Source organism: Dehalococcoidia bacterium (assembly GCA_035574915.1).
Lineage (GTDB): Bacteria > Chloroflexota > Dehalococcoidia > DSTF01 > WHTK01 > DATLYJ01.
Window position 1 is genome coordinate 18,695 of the sequence record DATLYJ010000089.1, and the last position, 19,160, is coordinate 37,854.

The following is a 19,160-nucleotide window of genomic DNA, read 5'->3' on the forward strand; positions in this document are numbered from 1 at the left end:
TGAAGTTATGAACTGAGGATGCCATCATCCAGGCGTGCAGCAGAACGCCACCACCATCTTGCCGCAGCAAGTGGTCCTTGGCCTGGGTGCAAACTGGCGGCAGTTCGCGCTTCTCGTCGCCGTGAACTGCTTTGTCGGCTCGATGGTAGGCCTGGAGCGCTCGGTCTTCCCCCTACTCGCGGAGGCCGAGTTCGGCGTGCGTTCTGCCACCGCGGCCACGTCATTCATCGCGACGTTCGGGGTGGCCAAGGCCTTCGCCAACCTTGCGGCGGGGAGGCTCGCCTCCCGGTTCTCGAAGAGGCGCCTGCTTCTGGCGGGCTGGGCCTTCGGCCTTCCGGTACCTTGGCTATTGGTCCTCGCGGACTCGTGGGGCTGGGTCGTCGCGGCAAACCTCCTCCTCGGGCTGAACCAGGGCCTGACGTGGTCGATGACCGTAAACATGAAGGTGGACCTGGTCGGGCCGCGCCGCCGCGGCCTCGCGCTGGGGCTGAACGAAGCAGCTGGCTATATGTCCGTCGCCGCCGCGGCCTACCTCAGCGGCGAAGTCGCTGCCGCGCACGGGCTCAGGCCAGGGCCCCTCTATCTCGGCATAGCCTTCAGCGCCGCCGGCCTTGCGCTGAGCACGCTGGTAAAGGACACGACGGCCCACGTGCGACTGGAGGCGGCCCCCCTCGGCGCCGGGGGCACCTCGCTGCTCGCGGCCTTCGCCGATGCGACCTGGCGGCGGCGGCAGCTCTGGGGCGCCTCGCAGGCGGGCCTCACGAACAATCTCAATGACGCCGTGCTCTGGGGCATCTTCCCCATCCTTTGTGCACGCCGCGGCTTCTCTCTCGAGGAGATAGGACTGCTGGCCGCGGCCTATCCGCTGGTCTGGGGAGCCCTTCAGCCCGCCACGGGCGCGCTTGCGGACGTCGCCGGGAGGAAGCCCCTGGTGGTCGCTGGCATGGCCGTGCAGGCGATCGCGATCTGGCTCGCCGCCGGCTCGACCTCGTTCGGCGGACTGCTGGTCCTGGTTTCAACGGTGGGGATCGGTACGGCGCTGGTCTATCCGACGCTCCTGGCTGCAGTCAGCGACGCGGCGCACCCGGAGGACCGCGCCAGCCTGCTGGGTGTGTATCGATTCTGGCGCGACGCCGGCGCCATCGCCGGAGCGCTTCTCGGCGGCGCCATAGCCGATGCTGCTGACCTGGGCGACGCCATGCGGTTCGTGGCGCTGGTAACGTTTGCTGCGGGCGTCGTCGCGGCTTTCACGCTGAGTCCTGCGAAAGACCGTGCTTATGCTGGAGGTGGGTCATGAAAGTCATCCCGTTCGTCCATGAGGGCCTCGGCAATAGCTCCTATCTGGTCGACCTGGGTGACGGCAGCGGTCTTCTCGTCGACCCGAACCGAATCGTGCGGCCCTATCTCGCGGCGGCGCAGGAGCGCGGGCTGCGCTTGCGCGCCGTACTGGAGACGCACCTGCACGCCGACTTCGTCTCCGGCGCCCGTGAGGTCGCCGCGGCCTCCGGAGCGACCCTCTTCCTGCCGGCGAGCGCGGGCTCGCGGTTGCAGCACACGGGGCTGGCGGCGGGAGAGTCCTTGCGGCTGGATGGCGTGGAAGTGGAGGTGATCGGCTCGCCGGGGCACACGCCTGAGCACCTGGCCTACGTCCTGCGCACGGCCGCGGGACCGCCTCACCTGTTTTCCGGCGGCTCGCTCATCGTGGGAGGAGCCGCCCGGACGGACTTGATAGCTCCGGACATGACGGTGGCACTCACGCGCGCTCAGTTCCGGACGTTGCGCGACGCCTTCGCCGCTCTGCCAGACGAGACGGTCCTGCTGCCGACGCACGGCGGCGGCTCCTTCTGCTCGACCGGCAGCGGGCAGCAGCGGCAGTCGACGCTGGGACAGGAGCGGCGGACGAACCCACTGCTGGCCTTCGAGGACGAGCAGGAGTTCGTCGATTGGTTCCCGACGACATTCCCGGCCACACCGGCCTACTACTCGCGCATGCGGCCTCTCAACCAGCAGGGCCCCAGGCTTCGCACGGAGGTCGCGCCGCCGCCGTCGCTGGCGCCGGCCGATTTTGCAGCAAGGGCCGTGGCGGACGGCATCGTGATCGACGCCCGGCCGCGCGGGGAGTATGCCGCCGCCCACATTCCCGGCTCGCTGAGCATCCCTTTTCGCGATGCCTTCGCCGTGTGGCTCGGCTGGCTCGTGCCGGAGCGCAGGCCCCTTTACTTCGTGGCGGCGCCCGAGGTCCGCGACGCCATCGTGGACGAGTGCCTCCTCGTGGGCTACGAGGATTTCGGGGGATGGCTTGAGGGAGGCATCGCCGCCTGGAAGGCGTCCGGTCGCGAGATACGCCGCACGGACCTCCTGTCGCCGGAGGCGGCCCGGGCGGTGCTGTCCGCGGGCGCCGTCGCGGCCGACGTGCGGGAGGCGGATGAGTTTGCGGCCGGCCACCTCGAGGGCGCCCTCTCTATCCCGCTCGGAGACCTCCCGGCGCGCCTGGCCGAGCTGCCGCGAGACAGGCCTGCCGTCGTCTACTGCGCCGCCGGAGACCGCGCCTCCTCCGCCGCGTCCCTCCTGGAGGCGGCCGGCTTCCGACAGGTCTTCAGCCTGGAGGGTGGCGCTGAAGCCTGGCGCGAGGCCGGCCTGCCCCTGACCCGTTAGGCGACTAAAGGAGCCGCGGCGGAGGCGCGCAGGCCGGCCAGATGCCTGCCGATGCGAGGGCTGGGCGCTGCCCGGGCAGGCGCTACCGGGAGTGCCTCGGCCACCGGCCCGCCCGGCGTGCGCCACGCCTCAGCTTGCAGGGTCAGAGATTCACCCTGGTCCCTCGCTGTGCCCTGCCTCTCAGGATCGGCGGCGTAACAACCGATTCTCATTATGTGAGGGTGTCAATGAATCGGGAGTCGATCCTTTCTCTCGTCCGCAGCGAGCCGGAAGGAGTGAAGCTGCTGGCCGAAGTCGCCGCCGGCGGCGCGGTCGTGCTTGCGGCCTGGTCGCTTATCGGCGACAGCCTGATGAGCGACCTCCTGTATGCCCCCATCACGCTCGCCCTGGCGGCTGCCTACGCGGCCGCGCTCATAGGCTTCACCGGCTCCCTGGTCCACGGCGCCGACCGCTGGCAGGTCGAGTCCGCGCGCCAGGCGCGGCGCTTGCTCCGCACGGCGCCTCCTGCTCCGGGCGCAACGCCCGGTCCTGTCTCGCGCACGCCGACGTCGTTCGACTTCTGGTACTTCGTCCTGCGTCTGGAGGACGAGATCAGGCTCGCGCGCCGCCAGGGCCAGAGGGTCAGCATAGTGCTAATGCGCATCGACCCGCCCGGCGGCGCAACGGACAGCGCCATCGAGCAGATCAACTTCGACGTGGCCAGCATTGCTGCGAGCTACGCTCAGACAATGAGCATGCCGAGCGCCATCGCCCCCCTCGAGTACGCCTTTGTCATGCCGGGCGCCGGCCGCGAGGATGCGAGGTCGCGCGTGGCGCCCCTCCTCGGCCCGTTGGGCGATTACTGGTGCGAGTTCGCGATCGCGGTGTATCCCGACGACGCCACCCAGGCGGAGGCGCTGGTGCAGTTCGCTCAGGAGGAGCTGGACCGCTCGCTCGAGGACGAGGCCGCGAGTTAGCGCAACGGCAGGTCCATCCAGCGGTGCTCGATTCCCGCATCGAGGAAGATGTCGCCCCGTGCCCTGTAGCCGAGACGCTCGTAGAAGCCGATGGCGTGCAACTGAGCGGCGAGGGTGATGCCGGGGTAGCCCAGTTCGTGCGCCCTCTCCTGCAGGGCCTGCATGAGGAGGCGGCCGAGACCCTTGCCTCTGTGCTCGCGCAGCACGGCGACGCGCCCGATGTGGGCGTAGTGCGGTGGGCCGTCCTCCAGCAGTAGACGCCCGGTGGCCACTGGCTCACCGTCCAGGCGCAGGAGCGCGTGCTCAGCCGTGCGCCCCCAGGCCTCCGGGGCGTCCAGGCCGTCGATCTCCAGGTCCTCGGGCACGCCCTGCTCCTCGATGAAGACTGCCCGGCGGATGCGCAGCGCCTCAGCCATGGCCGCGTGGCCCCTCACGAACTCGACCTTCACGTCGCTCACGGAGCGAGTCTACAGCGCGCGGCCCGGTCTTCCGAGGGAAGCGTGGCGGAGATGTCCGGGAAGCATGCGGCCTAGGGGCAGAGTACGGACGACGGAGCGCAGGAGAGTTGAGGTGGCGGCGAATGTGAGCGCCCGGCGCTGGAGAGACCGGTGCTAGTATGGCCCTGGCCAGGGGGTCGGATGCCTCGCGACCTTAAGCTTGCAAGCTGGCGGCTGCTGTTGCTGGCCGCACTCTCTCTCGGTCTCGCGTTCGCGGTCGTGGGCTGCGGCAGCGACATTGGCGGCGCAGCCGTTACGGCGACGGCGTCGGACGCTGGCGCGACCTCGCCGCCTCCCTCCACCCCTCTGGGCCGGTGGTGACGTGGTGGCATGGACGGAGGCATACTGCGGGCCGGATCGCGGCAGGGCGCGCGTCCTCGACCGCCGCACCGGATCGGTGACAGGGTTGGACCAGTCGCTGTGGGTGACGGTCACGCCTGGTGGGCTCTTCGGCGCGGGCGAGTTCGGCCCGTCCGACCTCATCGACCCGAGGACGTGGCAGTACGTGGCGGTCCTGCCGCCGCGCGCGGGCGGGAGCGGCCCTGCTATTGACGTGAACTGGTAGCCGGATTACAAGTACGCGAGCCGTGGTCAGGCGTTCGGCCACGGCGGCTATTGCGGGTAGGAACCATGCCCAGCAGGCGCGACACGGTAATAATCCTCATCGCGGCGGTGGTCATCGCCGTTTTGGCCTGGGCATTCCTTGCGCGCGACGAGAGCAGCGCCCCGACCGCGCCACCTGGCGGACTGCACCAACCGGCGCCTCTGTGGCCCGCCGCGTACCTGCTGGTCTACGCCTCGTCGCCCGCGGGGTTGCCGGCATTGCCATAACGCCGTCCCTGGACGCGGCTTACGCGCTCCGGCCTCACCTCCGCAGCCTTCATCTCGTCGGACACGGGGAGGGAGACGGTGAGGACGCCGTTCTCGTAGGTGACGTTCGCCATCTCACCGTCGACGGGGGTGTCGAGCGAGAGGCGCCGGTAGTAGGGTCCCGGGTTCCATTCGTCCAGGATGACCTCTTTGTCGCCCTTGAAGGCGCCGCGGAGACGCCCTTCCAGCACGACCTCACCCTCGCGGGTGACGTGCACCTGGATGTCTTGAGGCTCCAATCCGGGAAACGGGGCGGCGATGGTCACGCGATGGTCGCTGCGGTAGAGCTTCACCGGCGTGTCGTCCTGCCTTGGTCCTTCGTAAGGCCTGCCTTGCTGCATCAGTGTCCTCTCGTTTTTCTGCGGGCGTTCGAGTCGGAGCCGGAGCGTCCGGAGCGCGGCCGGGCCGCGCGCGTGTCGATGGCCGTGGCGCGAGAGACGCGCCGCCCGTCCTGCTCGCGGCGTCTCGAAGACCAGGCTCCCGCAGCCGCGCGAGCCCCGTGGCGAGCGTCGTGGGCGTCTCTCGGTCGGCTGTCGCTGTCCGCCATCTCCGCCTCCTGCAACCTGAATAGCACCTGGTCCCTTGCCACCGGATAAGGACGCGGCCGTGACCGCTCTCGGCTCGGTGACAGACTCGTCGCGACGCGGCTACCATTCCCCCAGCACCAGCGAGGGTCCGTGATGGATGAAGACCTCCTCTCGATAGCCTCGGACATCGTCGAAAAGGCCAGGCGGCTCGGCGCCGACCAGGCGGACGCCTACGTCGTCGCATCGAACGAGTCGTCCGTGCAGGTGCGCCGCGGCGCGGTCGAGCGCGTGATCGACGCCGGCTCGCGCGCCGCTGGCATCCGCGTGATCAAGGAAGGCCGCACGGCGGTCTGCTCGACGGCGGACATGACGCCGAAGGCGCTGGAGCAACTGGTGCGCGACGCCGTTGACCTGGCTTCGATCTCGGAGCCAGACGCCTATGCCGGCTTGCCCGAGCGCGCGGACCTGGCGTCTGGCGTCCTCCCGGACCTCCAGCTTTACGATGAGCAGATCGAGTCCCTTACTGCGGACGAGATGCGGGAGATGGCTTTGCGCTGCGAGGCGGCCGCCTTCGACTACGATGGCCGCGTCACGAACTCCGACAGCTGCGCCATGGAGGTCCGGCGCGGTGTCGTTGCCCTGGCGAACAGCCTTGGCTTCGCCGCCTCTTACCCTTCGACGGCGGCCGGCATCATGATCGAGGCCATCTGCGACGACGCGGAGGGCAAGAAGCGCAACGACTACTGGCATAGCTACGAGCGCGCGCTGCACCGGTTGGAGAAGCCGGAGGAGGTCGGGCGCAAGGCCGCGGCCCGCGCCGTCGCGAAGCTCGGAGCGCGCAAAGTGGCGACGAAGGCGGTACCCGTCGTCTGGGAGGCGCCGGTGGCGACGGCGCTGTTGCGGGTGATCGGCCAGGCGGTGTCCGGCGAGGCGTTGTACAGACGCGCTACCTTCCTTGCCGACCTTGAGGGCCGCCAGGTGGCGTCGCCTCTGTTCACGCTGACCGACGACCCCCTGCTGCCGGGAAGGTTGGGATCGCGCCCGTTCGACGGAGAAGGCGTGGCCTCGCGGACGCTGCCCGTCTTCGAGCAAGGCATCTTCCGGGCGTTCCTCTTCGACACCTACAACGCCCGCCGGCTGGGGCGCCGGGCGACGGGGGCGGCCCATCGCAGCATCGATTCGGCGCCGGCCCCGGGGACCTCGAACCTCGTCCTGTCTCCCGGCACGACGCCTCCGGAGGCGCTTTACGCCGACATAGAGGAAGGACTGTTCCTCACGGACATCATGGGCTTCGGCGTGAACCTGACGACGGGGGACTTCTCTCGCGGCGCGCAGGGCTTCTGGATCGAGAAGGGCGCCCTCGCGTTTCCCGTGACCGAGGTCAACATCAGCGGCAACCTCAAGGACATGCTCGCGGCGATTGACGCCGTGGGCAGCGACTTGCTCTGGCGCGGCGGCATCGCGGCGCCGAGCCTGCGCATCGGCCGCATGACCGTGAGCGGCCTCTAGGTGCCCGCGGCGGAATCACCGTGCTCACTCCGACCGCCGCGGCTTCCGCCGGCCAGGCCTGGCCCTTGCCGGCGCAAGAGCGCCCAGCGACGACCACGCCTCGGCCACAGGCTTGACTCGACCGAGCCTTGCCCTATGCTGGGGCGCGGCAGAAGGAAACTTGCAGCCTCCTAGAGAGTGAGACCAGACCGGATGGGCAGTATCGCGGCAGTCGACGAGAAAACGGGACGCAAGTTCTTCCTTGACGACCCGGACGACCTGCAACCGGGTGAGAGCCTGACCTTCATCCTGAACCTGCACGGCGGCGGGTCCGTCGGCATGTGGCAGCGCGAGTACTTCCCCGCATACAAGTACAAGGAGGCCTACCGGCTCGTAATCGCCACGCCGTCGGCCGCCACCAAGGAGCCGTCACGGCGGTGGGTGGCCGAGGCGGACGACGAGCACCTGCAGAACATCGTCGAGTACGTGTTCGCGAAGTACGGCAAGGAGAACATCCGCGCCTTCTGGCTCGTTGGCCACTCGCAGGGCGGGATGACATCGCAGCGGCTCCTGAACACGGAGTACTTCGCGAAGCGCGTCGACGGCTGGCTCAGCCTGTCGGGAGGACGCATCGGCCCGGCGGAACGGGCGCCGAACTTCGGGCGCCCAGCGCCGGAGGGCGTGGCCCCCGGCACGGCCGCGCCCCCTGCCGGCTTTAGCCGGCCGCCGGTGCCAGACTGCGACTTCTCGTTCATCTACGCGACGGGCGAGCACGAGATTGCCTCTCTGCCCGAGACCTCACCCTGGGCCGAGAAATACGGCGCCGGGCCTAGGGTCCGCCTGCCAGACGTGGTCGACACGGAACCGGGCCTGATCTACGACCGGCTCAGCGAGGGCAGGTCGAGCCCGGCCTGGGGCCTCTACCCGCGACCCGGCACAGCTCAGGTCTACGTCTATCCGAATGCCCGCGATGGACGCGTAATCGCGGATGTCGTGCGGCTCGACAAGGGGCACACGGAGGGCCTGGAGCCGAGGATCACGGAGGAACTGATCAAGCTCATGGTGTCGGCGCCAGGGGGCAAGGCCCACCGAGTCTAGGAGCCGCCCGGGCAGGTCTGCTGCCTGGCCGGGCCTTCGAACGCCGGCCGCGCACTCTGAGGCTCTGGGAGCCACTCTGACTCGCGCCTACTTCCGCCTCCGGGCAGGCCGCGTGCTTGTCCCTGCAGATGGGGAGCCTCGAGCGCGCGAAGGACGCGTCTGCCCGTCCTCCGCCGGGACGGGCCGAGCCCGTCGTCCTTACCCGAGCTCAGCCAGGCGGCGTTGGGCGACCTCCAGGCGGGACTCGGCCGCGGCCAGGCGGTCGCGGGCGTCCTGGACGACAGCCGCCGGCGCCCGTGAAGTGAAGCCCTCGTTCGATAGCTGCGCCCGCAGGCGTTCGACCTCGGCGCGCGCCTGCTCGGCCTGCCTCTGGAGGTTCGCCCGCTCGGCGGCGACGTCGAAGAGGCCGGCCAGAGGGACGACGACGGTTGCCCTGTCGAGCACGGCGGTGGCAACTCCCTCGGAGGGCGCTTCGGAGGCCGATGCCACGAGGCGGAGCGGCCGCACGCGCGCGAGCTGTTCGATCGCGGGGACGTGAGGCGTAAAGTCGTCGCCGCTGACGATGTACGCCTCGATCCAGCGGCCGGCGTCGATGTTGCGTTCCCGCCGCAGGTTGCGGACCGCCCGGACGATGTCCATGACGGCATCCATCTCGGCTTCGGCGGCGGCGTCGCGCCAGACGCCGGACGGCTGCGGGAACGGGGCGACCATGATCAGCGGCTCGCTGGCGTCGGGCAGATGTCCGCGAAGATCGCCGCTGCCGGACCAGATCTCCTCCGTGACGTAGGGCATGTAGGGGTGGAGGAGGCGCAGGGCAGTGTCGAGGACGTGGACGAGGACCGGGAGCGGCGACACCTGGGCGGCGGCGCGGAGGCGGACCTTGGCGATCTCCAGGTACCAGTCGCAGAACTCGTCCCAGAGGAAGTCGTGCATCTCCCGGCCGGCCTCGCCCAGCTCGAAGCGCGCCATCAGGCGCTCCGTCTCCGAGACCAGGCGGTCCAGGCGAGACATGATCCAGCGGTCCTCGGCTGGCAGCGAGGCGCGGCGTGACGGGTCGGGCCGCGGCACCTTCTGCCCCGGTTCGAGCTGGCTGAGGACGAAGCGCGATGCGTTCCAGAGCTTGTTGGCGAAGTTGCGCGCCGCTTCGATCCTGGGCTCTTCGAGGCGCTGGTCGTTACCGGTGCCGCCAGCGGTCACGAGCTTGAAGCGCAGCGCGTCGGAGCCGTAACGGTCAATCAGGACTTCAGGGTCGACGCCGTTCCCCTTGGACTTGCTCATGCGCTGGCCACGGTCGTCGCGCACGGTGCCGTGGAAGTAGACGTACTCGAAGGGCACGTCGTCCATGGCGTAGAGGCCCATCACGATCATGCGCGCGACCCAGAGGAAGATGATGTCGTACCCGGTCTCCATGACGGACGTCGGGTAGAAGTAGCGCAGGTCCTCGGTGTCCTCCGGCCAGCCGAGGGTCGAGAACGGCCAGAGGGCCGAGGAGAACCAGGTGTCGAGCGTGTCCTCATCCTGGCGGATGACGGTCGACCTGCAGTGCTCGCAGCGGTCCGGGTCCTCGATCGCGACCGTCATCTTGCCGCAGTGATCGCAATACCAGACGGGGATACGGTGGCCCCACCAGATCTGGCGGCTGATGCACCAGTCGCGGATGTTCTCCAGCCAGTTGCGGTAAACGCCCAGGTGCCTTTCCGGGATGATGCGGATCTGCCTCCGCCGCCCGCCCGCACCGTCCCAGCCCTCGACGACGGCCCTAAGAGCGTCGCGGGCGAGCGAGCGCGCCCGGCCGTTCCGCTCGTAGGGCCTGGTCATGGCGACGAACCACTGCTCACTGATCAAAGGCTCGACGATGGTCCCGCAACGGTCGCAGCGGCCGACGGAGTGGGTGTACGGCTCCTCTTTCTCCAGTAGTCCCTGCTCGCGGAGCAAGGCCACCATGTGGCGGCGGGCCTGGAAGCGCTCCTGGCCATCGAGCGGGCCGGCCTCGGAGTTCATCCGCCCGTCGAATCCGACGGCGGTGACGACCGGCAGAGAGTGGCGCTCGCCGATCTCGAAGTCCACGGGGTCGTGGCCGGGCGTGACCTTGAGCGCGCCTGTGCCGAACTCGGGGTCGATGGCTTCGTCGGTGATGACCGGCACAAGCCGGCCGATCACGGGGACGCGGGCGCGGAGCTTGCCGGCGATGTCGCTATAACGCGCGTCCCCGGGATGCACTGCTATGGCCGTGTCGGCCACGATCGTCTCCGGCCGGGTGGTGGCGATGGTAATGAAGCGGCCGCTGTCATTGCCGGCGTCGTCAGCAAGGGGGTAGCGGACGTGCCAGAGGAACGACTGCTCGTCCTCGTGGTCGACCTCGAGGTCGCTGAGGGCGCTCATGCAGCCGGGGCACCAGTTGATGATGCGGTTGCCGCGGTAGATAAGGCCGTCGTCGTAGAGCATCTTGAAGATGGTGCGGACGGCGCGCGCCGGCCCCGGGTCCATGGTGAACCGCTCCCGGGTCCAATCGGCGCTGATGCCGAGGCGCTTGTGCTGCTCGAAGATGCGCGCCCGGCTGCGGTTCACGAAGTCCCACACGCGCTCCAGGAACTTCTCGCGGCCGATCTCGTGGCGGGTCAGGCCCTCGGCGGCGAGCTGATTCTCGATGATCGCGTTCACGGCAATGGCGGCGTGGTCGACCCCCGGCAGCCAGAGGGTCACGTCGCCCTTCATGCGGTGCCAGCGGATGAGGATGTCCTCGACCGTGTCCATCATGGCGTGGCCCAGGTGCAGCTCGCCGGTGAGGTTCGGTGGCGGCATGATGATGGTGAAGGGCCGCCGGCCCGGCTCGTCCGATGGTACGCGCGGCGTGAAGTAGCCGGACCTCTCCCATCGTTCGTACAGCGCCCGCTCGACGCTCGAGGGGTTGTAAGCCCTCGGCATCTCCTCGCGGGTGGGTGGTTGTGCCGTCATGGCAGTCTCTCCCTAGCCCCTTCCCCAGGGGGCATCTCGTCTATCATCGCGGCATGAAACCAAAGAGGCCAGTTGTCCTCATCGACATCTTTTCCGAGGAGCGGGTGCGGCTGCTCTGAGTGCTGCGAGTCCTCGGCCCCGGCCAGCGGTACGCGGACGCAGTGACCCAGGGGCGACCGGGCGCGAAAGTGCGCGTGGTGTTCCTGCCGGGGCGCCTGAGGCGGCCCCGGCGTCAGGTTCGATGTCCGGAACGCGGGGGCTCGCGCGCGGACACGGTACGCCGGAGGGTCGTGGAGCTGGTCGGAGTAGAGAGTCGGGTGTTCGTCAGCGGGCGCCGCAACTGCAGCCGCCGCCGCAGCCGCCACCGCCGCAACCGCCGCCCATGAGGCGCGGGTTGCGGATCGAAAAGCCCTGGCGCAACTCTTCCTGGATGTAGCCGACCTCGGCGCCGGCCCAGAAGGGCACGCTGAGCTCGTCGACGTGCAGGCATACCCCATCGCTCTCGAGTACTACGTCGCTCTCGTCAGCCTCAGACCAGGCCATGCCGTAGCGGACCTGGCCCTCGACCGGCTGCGCATACAGCTTGAGCACCAGGCTCTTGTCCTCCTGGGCTTCGATCATGCTGCGAAAGCGCTCCATAGCTTCTCGAGTGACGCTGATCATGCCTTCCTCCAGCGAGGGGTTGCACTGGCCATTCTCGGCGCATCGGGTACATCCCTGCAAGGGCCATACGGCCGGCTCCTTGAAGGCCGGCCGCTGCAGCCTTGCGCCGTGCCTGACGGCAGGCCTAGGACGGCGATGCCGCGGCGTGTTTGTCGCCGATGAGGCCGGCGATAGCGCGCAGCACGGGCTCGGGGCGGAAGTGCTCCGGGTCGATCAGGTGGTGGACCCGCAGGCCTTCCCAGGCGCAGATGAGCAGGACGGCCAGACCTTCCGTATCGATGTGAGGAGCCAGTTGCCCTGCGCTCTGGGCCTCATCGAGGAGGGCGCGCATGTTCGACCGCCAGGTGTTGAGTTCGGCCGAGAGCGATTGCAGGAGGTCCGGCCGGCGAAGGGCCTCGGGAAGCGTCTCGATGTGGACGCGGGTGACAGCGTCGCAGGAAGGGTCATTGAGCGAGCCGAAGACGCGCGCGCCCAGGGCCGCGAGGGCGCCGAGCGGCTCGCCGGCGGTGTCCCGCGATTGGGCGATGCGCTGGAGGGCCTCGGACTGAGCGCGCTCGCTGGTGGCGCGGAGGATGTCTTCTTTGCTGGTGAAGTAACGGTAGAGTGCGCCGTAGCTGAGACCACTTTCCTTGCAGATGTCCTGCATTGTGGTCTCGTGATAGCCGCGGCGGCCGAAGCAGGTCCAGGCCGCGTCCAGGATCTGGTCACGCCGCGCCTTCAGGTAAGCTTCGCTGACCTTGGGCACTGGCCCTCCTTCTGCTCAGGACTGGCGCTGGCCGGCCAGCGCGGGCGACGCGCCGCCGTCGATGGCGGCCGCGAGCCGGATCAGGGTCGCGGCGATGCGCTGACGGGCGCCGCTGGCGGACGGCCTCCCGGCGTCCATTGTAGCCCTGAGGGCGAGGCGCGCCCGTTGTGCCGGCGTAAGGTTCTCCTCGAGGTGGGCGGCGGACCTCACGAGGTGTTCCATCGTGACCCAGTCGAACATAGGTGTGCTCCAAACAAAACTGACTAATCACTTTTTATACCAGAATCAGAGGGCTGTCAAGATGCTGGCGGCGCTCAGACCCCCGGAGGCCAGTGCCGGGGCAGGGTTGTAGGCCTAGGAGGAGAGGGTACGGCGCAGCAAATTGATGGCCTGGCTCACCGCGCGGCGCTTGATCTGTTCACGCGCCTGGCCCATGACGTAGCTGATCACCGACGTGGCCCCCTGAACGTCGACGGCTATGTGCACTTCGCCCACTGGCTTGTCGTCCTGCGGGTCCGGCCCGGCGACGCCGGTGATCCCGACGCCCACGTCGGCGCGGAGTCGCTCGCGCGCTGCGGCAGCCATGGCGATGGCCGTCTCGTCGCTGATCACGCCGTGTTCCTCGATGATCCGGGCATCGACGCCCATCATTTCCTTGACGTCTGTCGCGTAGCTGACGATGCTGCCCCGGAAGTAGCGGCTGGAGCCGGGGACGTTAGTGATCGTGTCGGCGAAGAGGCCGCCGGTGCAGGACTCCATGGCGGCTAGTGTCAGGCCGCGCTCGACCAGCATCTCCCCGACAACCTTCTCGAAGGTGTCGTCGTCTGCGCCCCAGATGGCAGGGCCGAGGATGCGCCGCACTTCCGCCTCCACCGGCTCGATGATCGCCCGCGCCTCGGACTCCGTGGCCGCCTTGGCGGCCAGGCGCACGTGGATGCCGTCCGGCTTCGCGTACACGCCTATGGTCGGGTTCGTCGCCTTCAGCAGAGGGCTGAGGGCTTCGTCGACGCTTCCCTCGCTCATGCCCGAGGTCTTCAGCGTGCGGGTTATGAGGACGATGCCGGGGTTGCGGCGCGCCAGTTCAGGCGCGACCTCGTTCTGCCACATGCGCGTCATTTCCGCCGGCGGTCCCGGCAGGCAGATGATGATGTTGCCATCGCGCTCGACCCACCAGCCGGGGGCGGTCCCGCCCGGGTTGGGAATCGGGCGCGCCGAGGGCACGAGCCAGGCTTGCTTGACGTTGCGTTCCGGCATGACGGCGCCGCGGCGGGCGAAGATGGAGCGCACCCAGGCCTCGAGCTCCGGGTCAACGTAGAGCTCTTCGCCCAACACCTTCGCTACGGCCTCCCGAGTTAGGTCGTCTTCGGTCGGCCCCAGGCCGCCGGTAGTGATGACGAGGTCGTTGTGCTCCCAGGCGTGGCGGATGGTGTCCGCGATGCGGTCCAGGTTGTCGCCGACCGTGTGCTTGAAGTAGAGGTCGATGCCCAGGGCCGGCAGGCGGGAGGCGATGTAAGCGCTGTTCGTGTCGACAATCTCGCCGAGCAGCAGTTCGGTGCCGATAGAGATGATCTCAGCCTTCATGCCGCCCTCTCAGGGAAGCTCCTGCCGGAGTACTGGCCTGCAAGATACGGTGAGACGGCGCGGCTGGCAACGGCGGACCAAGGAGGCTGCTAAAGCTGGGTGGCCGAAACGGTGGCGAAATGCGCCCGCTAGGGGCCGTCGCCGGCAGCGCGCTTCTCCATGTAGCGCATCAGGACGAAGAAGGGTAGGAAGCAGGCAAGCGCCGCAAATCCGGGCAAGAGCCAGCCTCCCAGGAGCATGAAGATTCCCGAGGAGATCGCCAGCGCCATCCCCAGGACGGAGACGATGCGGACGATGGCGAGGAGGGCGGTGGCGCGGTCGGGTTGCATCTGAGAGAGATCGTATCAACCGGGGCCTTTAGCGCCAGGGTTGCGAGCGGCCCTGGCTGGCCGCGGATCGCGGGACGCTACGCCTCCCAGCGTCGGAAGAGCAGCGCCGCATTGTGGCCCCCGAGGCCGATAGAGGTCGAAAGGGCGTATTCCAGCCCGGAGACTGGCCTCGCGGCATTTGGCACGTAGTCCAGGTCGCAGTCCGGGTCGGGGACAGCGTAGTGCATGGTCGGCGGCAGCAGTTGGCGTTCCAGCGCGAGGACCGTGACCAGCGCCTCGACGGCGCCAGCGGCGCCCATCATGTGGCCGGTCACCGACTTCGTCGAAGACACCGCGAGCGACCGCGCGTGCTCCCCGAACACCCGCTTGATCGCGGCCGTCTCCACCCGGTCGTTCAACGGCGTGCCTGTGCCGTGGGCGTTGATGTAGCCAACGGCGCCGGGAGGGACTGCTGCTTTGCGGAGCGCCATCTGCATGGCGAGCACCGGGCCCCTGCCGGAGTCCTCCGAGGCCACCATGTCGAAGGCGTCGTTGCTGGAGCCGTAGCCGGCGAGCTCGGCGCGGATGCGGGCGCCTCGTGCGAGGGCGTGCTCCAGGCTCTCGAGCACGACGGCGCCTGCGCCCTCGGCGACCACGAAGCCGTTGCGGCGGCGGTCAAATGGACGGCAGGACTCTTCGACCGGCTCCGAGATGCCGATGGCGCGCATCGCCGCGAAGGCCGAATAAACGATCTCGGAGAAGGGCGCCTCAGCACCACCGGCGACCATCACCTCCGCATCGCCGCGGCGGATGACCTCGGCCGCTTCGCCGATCGCCGCCGCACCGGTCGCGCAGGCGGCGACGACGGCCATGTTGGGGCCGGTCGCGCCGGTCAGGATGGCGATGTTGCCGGATACGGCGTCCGGCAGCATGTTCGTCAGGAGGAAGGGGCTGACGCGCCGCGGGCCGCCCTCGCGCAGGAGGCGGCTCTGCTCCTCGATGAGCATGAAGCCGCCAGACCCGCAGCCGAAGACCACTCCGGCTGAGTCGCCCAGGGCGACGCCCTCCGGGAAGCCGGCGTCGGCGAGAGCCTCCAGGGCGGCGGCGACGCCGAAGAGGGCGTAGCGGTCCATGCGGCGGGCTTCTTTCGGCGAGACGCCCCTCGGCTCGAAGCCCTTCACCTCGGCGCCGACATCCGCATCGAATTTCGAGCCGTCGAGGAGCGTAAGGCGGCCGATGCCGCTGCGGCCGGCGATGAGGGACTCCCAGGTCGTGGGAGCGTCGTTGCCGACGGGCGTGATGGCGCCGAGGCCGGTCACGACCACTCGGCGACGGCCGTTGGCGTCAGTGCCGGAGAGGAGTGTCATGCTGGCTGGCCGGACTCCAGGGGGGCGCCGATGCCCTTGATCTCCTCCGGACGGGCGTCTTCCACGGCCACGAACGGCAGATTGGCGCCAAAGCGCCGCGCGATGTTCGTCAGCGTGCGTCCGGGCCCGACCTCGACGAAGGTAGCGATGTTCTGGTTCACCAGCGCGCCCATGCACCGCACCCACTCGACCGCTTCGCAGATCTGGTCGGAAAGCTCCTGCACTATCTCGTCCGCCGTCGTGAGGAGGCTGCCATCCAGGTTGGAGACAAGCGGGGCGGTGGGCGTGAAGAAGCGCGTCTTTCGGATTGTCGGGGTGAGCTCGTCGGCGGCCGGGCGCATCACGGGGGTGTGGCCCGGCACGCTTATGGGCAGGCGCCGCACCGCAGCGCCCCTCTCGCGGGCGATCTGCATGGCCCGCTCCAGCGGGGCAATGTCGCCCGAGATCACGAACTGCTCGGGAGCGTTGTGGGCGGCGATGGCGATGGACTCGGTCCCGGAAACGGCGGCGCAGATCTCGGCGACCTCCTCGCGGCCGAGGCCGATGATGGTCGCAAGGCCGCCGGGACGCTGCTGCGCCCATTCCTTCATGATCCGGCCGCGGGTGCGGACGAGCTGCAGGCCGTCGTCCAGGGGCACGGCCTGAGCCGCCACAGCGGCGCTGAACTGGCCCAGGCTGTGGCCTGCGAAGGCCGCGGGCTTCAAACGCCCACCTACCTCTGCGACGCGCTCCTTCAAATACTCGAAGTACGCCACGCTGGTCGCGAGGATGGCGGGCTGGGTGTTCTCCGTGTCCTCGAGGTCCTCGGCGTCGCCCTCGACACAGAGGCGCGAGAGGCTGAAGTCGAGGGCGCGGTCAGCCTCTTCGAAGACGGCCCGGGCTGCGCGCGATATCTCGAGGAGGCGAGCGGCCATGCCCGGCCGCTGCGATCCCTGGCCGGGGAAAAGCAGGGCGAAGCGCGGCAACTGGAGGCCAGGCGTGGCCCGCTCCGACACCCGAGTGTCGGCATCCCTGTCAGGCACTCCGGCATCGACGCCCACGCGGCGCCTCCTTATGTGCGATTTGCGCAGCGCAAATATTAGCACGGACGCCGCGGCGGGGAATGGATACGCGCGGCTCGGGGCTCAACGTACGGCTCAGAAGGCAACCCTGGGGCATGGTCTTCGTCTTCTTCCGGATGAGGTCTCGCCTGCCCGGCCGTAATGCGCTATGCCTTATGGGTCATGCGAGCGGCGATCGTCCTGAACCCGTACGCCCGGAACGCGCCTTCATGGCAGAGGCTGCTATCGGCCGTGGCGGTCGAACGGCTGCGGGGCTGGGAGATCGAGGTCATGGAGAGCCGGGCGCCGATGCACGCCATCGGCCTGGCGCGCGAAGCGGCGCGGAAGGGCGCGCGAGTGGTCTTCGCCTGTGGCGGCGATGGCACGGTCAACGAGGTGATTAACGGCATCCTCGGGACGGGCGCGGCCCTGGGCGTGCTGCGGGCCGGCACGGGGAACGTTTTCGGCAAGGAAGTGCGCGTGCCGAGGAAGCTGGAGTCAGCGCTTTCCGTGCTCGACGAAGGACGGCTCTACCAGTTCGACCTGGGCTACGCGGAAGGACCTGCCGTTACCTTTGCGCCGCCGGACGCGTCCGGGCCGGCGCCGGCGGACGCCAGGCGCTACTTCCTGCTGATGGCGGGCATCGGCTTCGACGGCGCCGTCGTGCGGCGGGTGCCACGCGCGCCAAAGCGAGTCCTGGGGACGGCCTCGTACGTCATATGGGGCGCCGCCGAGGCGCTGCGCTTCAAAGGCACGCGGGTGAGCCTGAAATTGGACGGCCAGCGGCAGGAGATGGAAGTTTACTGGACACTGCTCGGTAATACGCGCTCCTACGGCGGCGTCGCGGACGTCGCCTTGCAGGCCGTCGCGGACGACGGGCTTCTCGACGCGTACCTTTTCTCAGGCAAGGGGCTGCCGTTCCTCATCAGCACGGGCGCCAGGATCGCCTTTCGACGCCACCAGAACGCCCCCAGCGTGACGTACGCACGTGTCGCCAGCCTGGAAATCGAGACGCCGGGCCTTCACGTACAGGCGGACGGAGAGTACTTCGGCGAGACGCCGATTCGCTTCGGCGTCGAGCGCCGGGTACTAGAGGTGCTGCTCATGCCCGGAGCCGCTGACCGCATCCTCACCGGCCAGGCCGGCGAGCCAGTGGTCCCTCAGGAAGCTTAGCGGCGAGGGCGCGTCGCGGGGTCGCCAGTCAGGCGGATATCGTGCCAGCGTCCACCCGGAAGGTAATGGCCGCCGCCATAAAGCCGGGGTCGAAGCCGTGAGTATCGGTGGCGGTGAACCAGACCTGGTCGAAGTCCGCGATGGTCGCGAGCACCGAGCGGCGACGCGCTTCGTCCAACTCCGAGACGATGTCGTCGAGGAGGAGCACAGGGGGGTCGGTGATGTCCCGCTCCAGGATGCGGGCTTCGGCCAGCCGCAAGGAGAGAGTGGCCGTACGCACCTGGGCCCGGGAGCCGAAGGAGCCCGCGGAGGCGCCGTTGATGCGGAGCGCGACCTCGTCCCTGTGGGGCCCCACAAGGGACATGCCGGCGGCAATCTCCCGGCGCCGGGCGCGCTGGAGCCCGCCGGCGAGCATTGCCTGAAAGTCCTCCAGGCCCGCCGGCGCCTCCGGCCGCCAGGACTCGTCCGCGGCAAGGCGCGGCCAGTATTCGAGGTCGAGGGCCTCCATGGCGTCGCCGCTGAGGTCCCGGTGGAAGGCAGCGGCGAGGGCCGCGAGCGAGGCGCAGGCCCGCGCGCGCGCCTGCACGATTATCGCTCCCTCCTGGACCAGCCTGTCGTCCCAGAAGTCCAATTCGTCCGGCGCGCCGATGCCTTCCTTGATGCGCTTGAGGACGGCGTTCCGCTGTTGTAGCACCCGCGCATACTGCTGGCCGGCGGTGTAGTAGCGCCTGTCGAGCTGCGAGAGCATTTCGTCAAGGAAGCGCCTCCGCTCCGAGGGCGGACCGGTGATTATCGCCATGTCCTCGGCCGTAAACTGCACAGCCCGCAGGTTGCCGACGAAGTCGGCGGCACGGCGTGGGATGCCGTTGACGCGCAGCCGCTTGCCTGCCCGGGCGCCCGTCTTGGGGCTCGGCCCGGCGATGATCACCTCGAGTTGGAGGCTGCCCGTGCGCCGCTCGACGGCGCCTGTCACCCGCGCGACGGGCTGGGGGTCGGCTTCTGCCTCCCAGCTGATCATCTCGGCTTCGCTGGCCGCGCGGCCGGAACGCCCGTTGGCGAGCAGGTACACAGCCTCCAGCAGGTTGCTCTTGCCCTGAGCGTTAGCGCCGAGGAAGAGGAGGTTTCCTCTGGGAAGAGAGAGATCGAGTTGCAGGTAGTTCCGAAAGGCCGTGAGCTGCAGCCGTCTCAGATACAAAGGAGACCCCGGGCAATTATGGCACGGGGCAGCCCGCGGGCC

At 69.0% G+C, this 19,160-nt stretch carries 19 protein-coding genes; 8 read left to right on the forward strand and 11 right to left on the reverse strand.

Features of this window, described 5'->3' with window-relative positions; genetic code table 11:
• Positions 1-34: 34 nt before the first annotated feature.
• From VNN10_08435 to VNN10_08445, 3 genes are all read left to right on the forward strand, one after another.
• Positions 35-1,297, forward strand: a complete 1,263-nt coding sequence (locus tag VNN10_08435; GenBank protein ID HXH22043.1) for an MFS transporter — start codon at positions 35-37, stop codon at positions 1,295-1,297.
• Positions 1,294-2,655 (forward strand): rhodanese-like domain-containing protein, encoded by a 1,362-nt coding sequence (locus VNN10_08440; protein HXH22044.1) that lies wholly within the window; start codon positions 1,294-1,296, stop codon positions 2,653-2,655. The genes VNN10_08435 and VNN10_08440 overlap by 4 nt, the downstream gene beginning before the upstream one ends.
• Before the next feature lie 227 nt (positions 2,656-2,882).
• Positions 2,883-3,611: a hypothetical protein gene (locus VNN10_08445; protein ID HXH22045.1), complete on the forward strand. Its 729-nt coding sequence runs from the start codon at positions 2,883-2,885 to the stop codon at positions 3,609-3,611.
• Here the strand turns inward: VNN10_08445 and VNN10_08450 are convergent.
• Positions 3,608-4,069, reverse strand: coding sequence for a GNAT family N-acetyltransferase (locus tag VNN10_08450; GenBank protein HXH22046.1), 462 nt, complete (start codon positions 4,067-4,069; stop codon positions 3,608-3,610). The genes VNN10_08445 and VNN10_08450 overlap by 4 nt on opposite strands.
• Before the next feature lie 180 nt (positions 4,070-4,249).
• Here VNN10_08450 and VNN10_08455 point away from each other — a divergent pair, with 180 nt between their 5' ends.
• Both VNN10_08455 and VNN10_08460 read left to right on the forward strand, forming a co-directional pair.
• Positions 4,250-4,429 (forward strand): hypothetical protein, encoded by a 180-nt coding sequence (locus tag VNN10_08455; GenBank protein ID HXH22047.1) that lies wholly within the window; start codon positions 4,250-4,252, stop codon positions 4,427-4,429.
• A 4-nt stretch (positions 4,430-4,433) separates the two neighbouring features.
• Complete coding sequence (locus VNN10_08460; protein ID HXH22048.1) at positions 4,434-4,673, forward strand: hypothetical protein; 240 nt, start codon at positions 4,434-4,436, stop codon at positions 4,671-4,673.
• Between the two features lie 226 nt (positions 4,674-4,899).
• On the opposite strand, the gene VNN10_08465 is transcribed toward VNN10_08460, so the two are convergent.
• Positions 4,900-5,319: an Hsp20/alpha crystallin family protein gene (locus VNN10_08465; GenBank protein ID HXH22049.1), complete on the reverse strand. Its 420-nt coding sequence runs from the start codon at positions 5,317-5,319 to the stop codon at positions 4,900-4,902.
• 339 nt (positions 5,320-5,658) lie between these two features.
• On the opposite strand from VNN10_08465, the gene VNN10_08470 reads away from it, so the two are divergent.
• Both VNN10_08470 and VNN10_08475 read left to right on the forward strand, forming a co-directional pair.
• On the forward strand, positions 5,659-7,014 hold the full coding sequence (locus tag VNN10_08470; GenBank protein HXH22050.1) for a TldD/PmbA family protein: 1,356 nt from the start codon (positions 5,659-5,661) through the stop codon (positions 7,012-7,014).
• Positions 7,015-7,191: 177 nt separating this feature from the next.
• Complete coding sequence (locus VNN10_08475; GenBank protein ID HXH22051.1) at positions 7,192-8,091, forward strand: alpha/beta fold hydrolase; 900 nt, start codon at positions 7,192-7,194, stop codon at positions 8,089-8,091.
• 198 nt (positions 8,092-8,289) lie between these two features.
• Here VNN10_08475 and VNN10_08480 read toward each other — a convergent pair whose 3' ends face one another.
• The 8 genes from VNN10_08480 to VNN10_08515 all read right to left on the reverse strand — a co-directional run bounded on the left by VNN10_08480 (position 8,290) and on the right by VNN10_08515 (position 16,750).
• Positions 8,290-11,046: a valine--tRNA ligase gene (locus tag VNN10_08480; GenBank protein ID HXH22052.1), complete on the reverse strand. Its 2,757-nt coding sequence runs from the start codon at positions 11,044-11,046 to the stop codon at positions 8,290-8,292.
• Between the two features lie 324 nt (positions 11,047-11,370).
• Positions 11,371-11,709, reverse strand: coding sequence for an iron-sulfur cluster assembly accessory protein (locus tag VNN10_08485; GenBank protein HXH22053.1), 339 nt, complete (start codon positions 11,707-11,709; stop codon positions 11,371-11,373).
• Between the two features lie 124 nt (positions 11,710-11,833).
• Positions 11,834-12,454, reverse strand: coding sequence for a TetR/AcrR family transcriptional regulator (locus tag VNN10_08490; GenBank protein HXH22054.1), 621 nt, complete (start codon positions 12,452-12,454; stop codon positions 11,834-11,836).
• 15 nt (positions 12,455-12,469) lie between these two features.
• A complete protein-coding gene (locus tag VNN10_08495; protein ID HXH22055.1) occupies positions 12,470-12,694 on the reverse strand; it encodes a hypothetical protein in 225 nt (74 codons plus the stop codon).
• A 114-nt stretch (positions 12,695-12,808) separates the two neighbouring features.
• A complete protein-coding gene (locus tag VNN10_08500; protein HXH22056.1) occupies positions 12,809-14,035 on the reverse strand; it encodes a competence/damage-inducible protein A in 1,227 nt (408 codons plus the stop codon).
• A gap of 128 nt (positions 14,036-14,163) precedes the next feature.
• Entirely contained in the window at positions 14,164-14,364 is a 201-nt protein-coding gene (locus VNN10_08505; GenBank protein ID HXH22057.1) for a hypothetical protein, read from the reverse strand.
• A 77-nt stretch (positions 14,365-14,441) separates the two neighbouring features.
• A complete protein-coding gene (fabF, locus tag VNN10_08510) occupies positions 14,442-15,710 on the reverse strand; it encodes a beta-ketoacyl-ACP synthase II (protein ID HXH22058.1) in 1,269 nt (422 codons plus the stop codon).
• Complete coding sequence (locus tag VNN10_08515; protein ID HXH22059.1) at positions 15,707-16,750, reverse strand: ACP S-malonyltransferase; 1,044 nt, start codon at positions 16,748-16,750, stop codon at positions 15,707-15,709. Before VNN10_08515 ends, fabF begins: the two co-directional genes overlap by 4 nt.
• A gap of 162 nt (positions 16,751-16,912) precedes the next feature.
• On the opposite strand from VNN10_08515, the gene VNN10_08520 reads away from it, so the two are divergent.
• A complete protein-coding gene (locus VNN10_08520) occupies positions 16,913-17,923 on the forward strand; it encodes a diacylglycerol kinase family protein (protein HXH22060.1) in 1,011 nt (336 codons plus the stop codon).
• Positions 17,924-17,951: 28 nt separating this feature from the next.
• On the opposite strand, the gene recF is transcribed toward VNN10_08520, so the two are convergent.
• The gene (recF, locus tag VNN10_08525) at positions 17,952-19,118 is read right to left on the reverse strand and encodes a DNA replication/repair protein RecF (GenBank protein HXH22061.1); all 1,167 of its coding nucleotides are present in this window, start codon (positions 19,116-19,118) and stop codon (positions 17,952-17,954) included.
• Between the last annotated feature and the right edge of the window lie 42 nt (positions 19,119-19,160).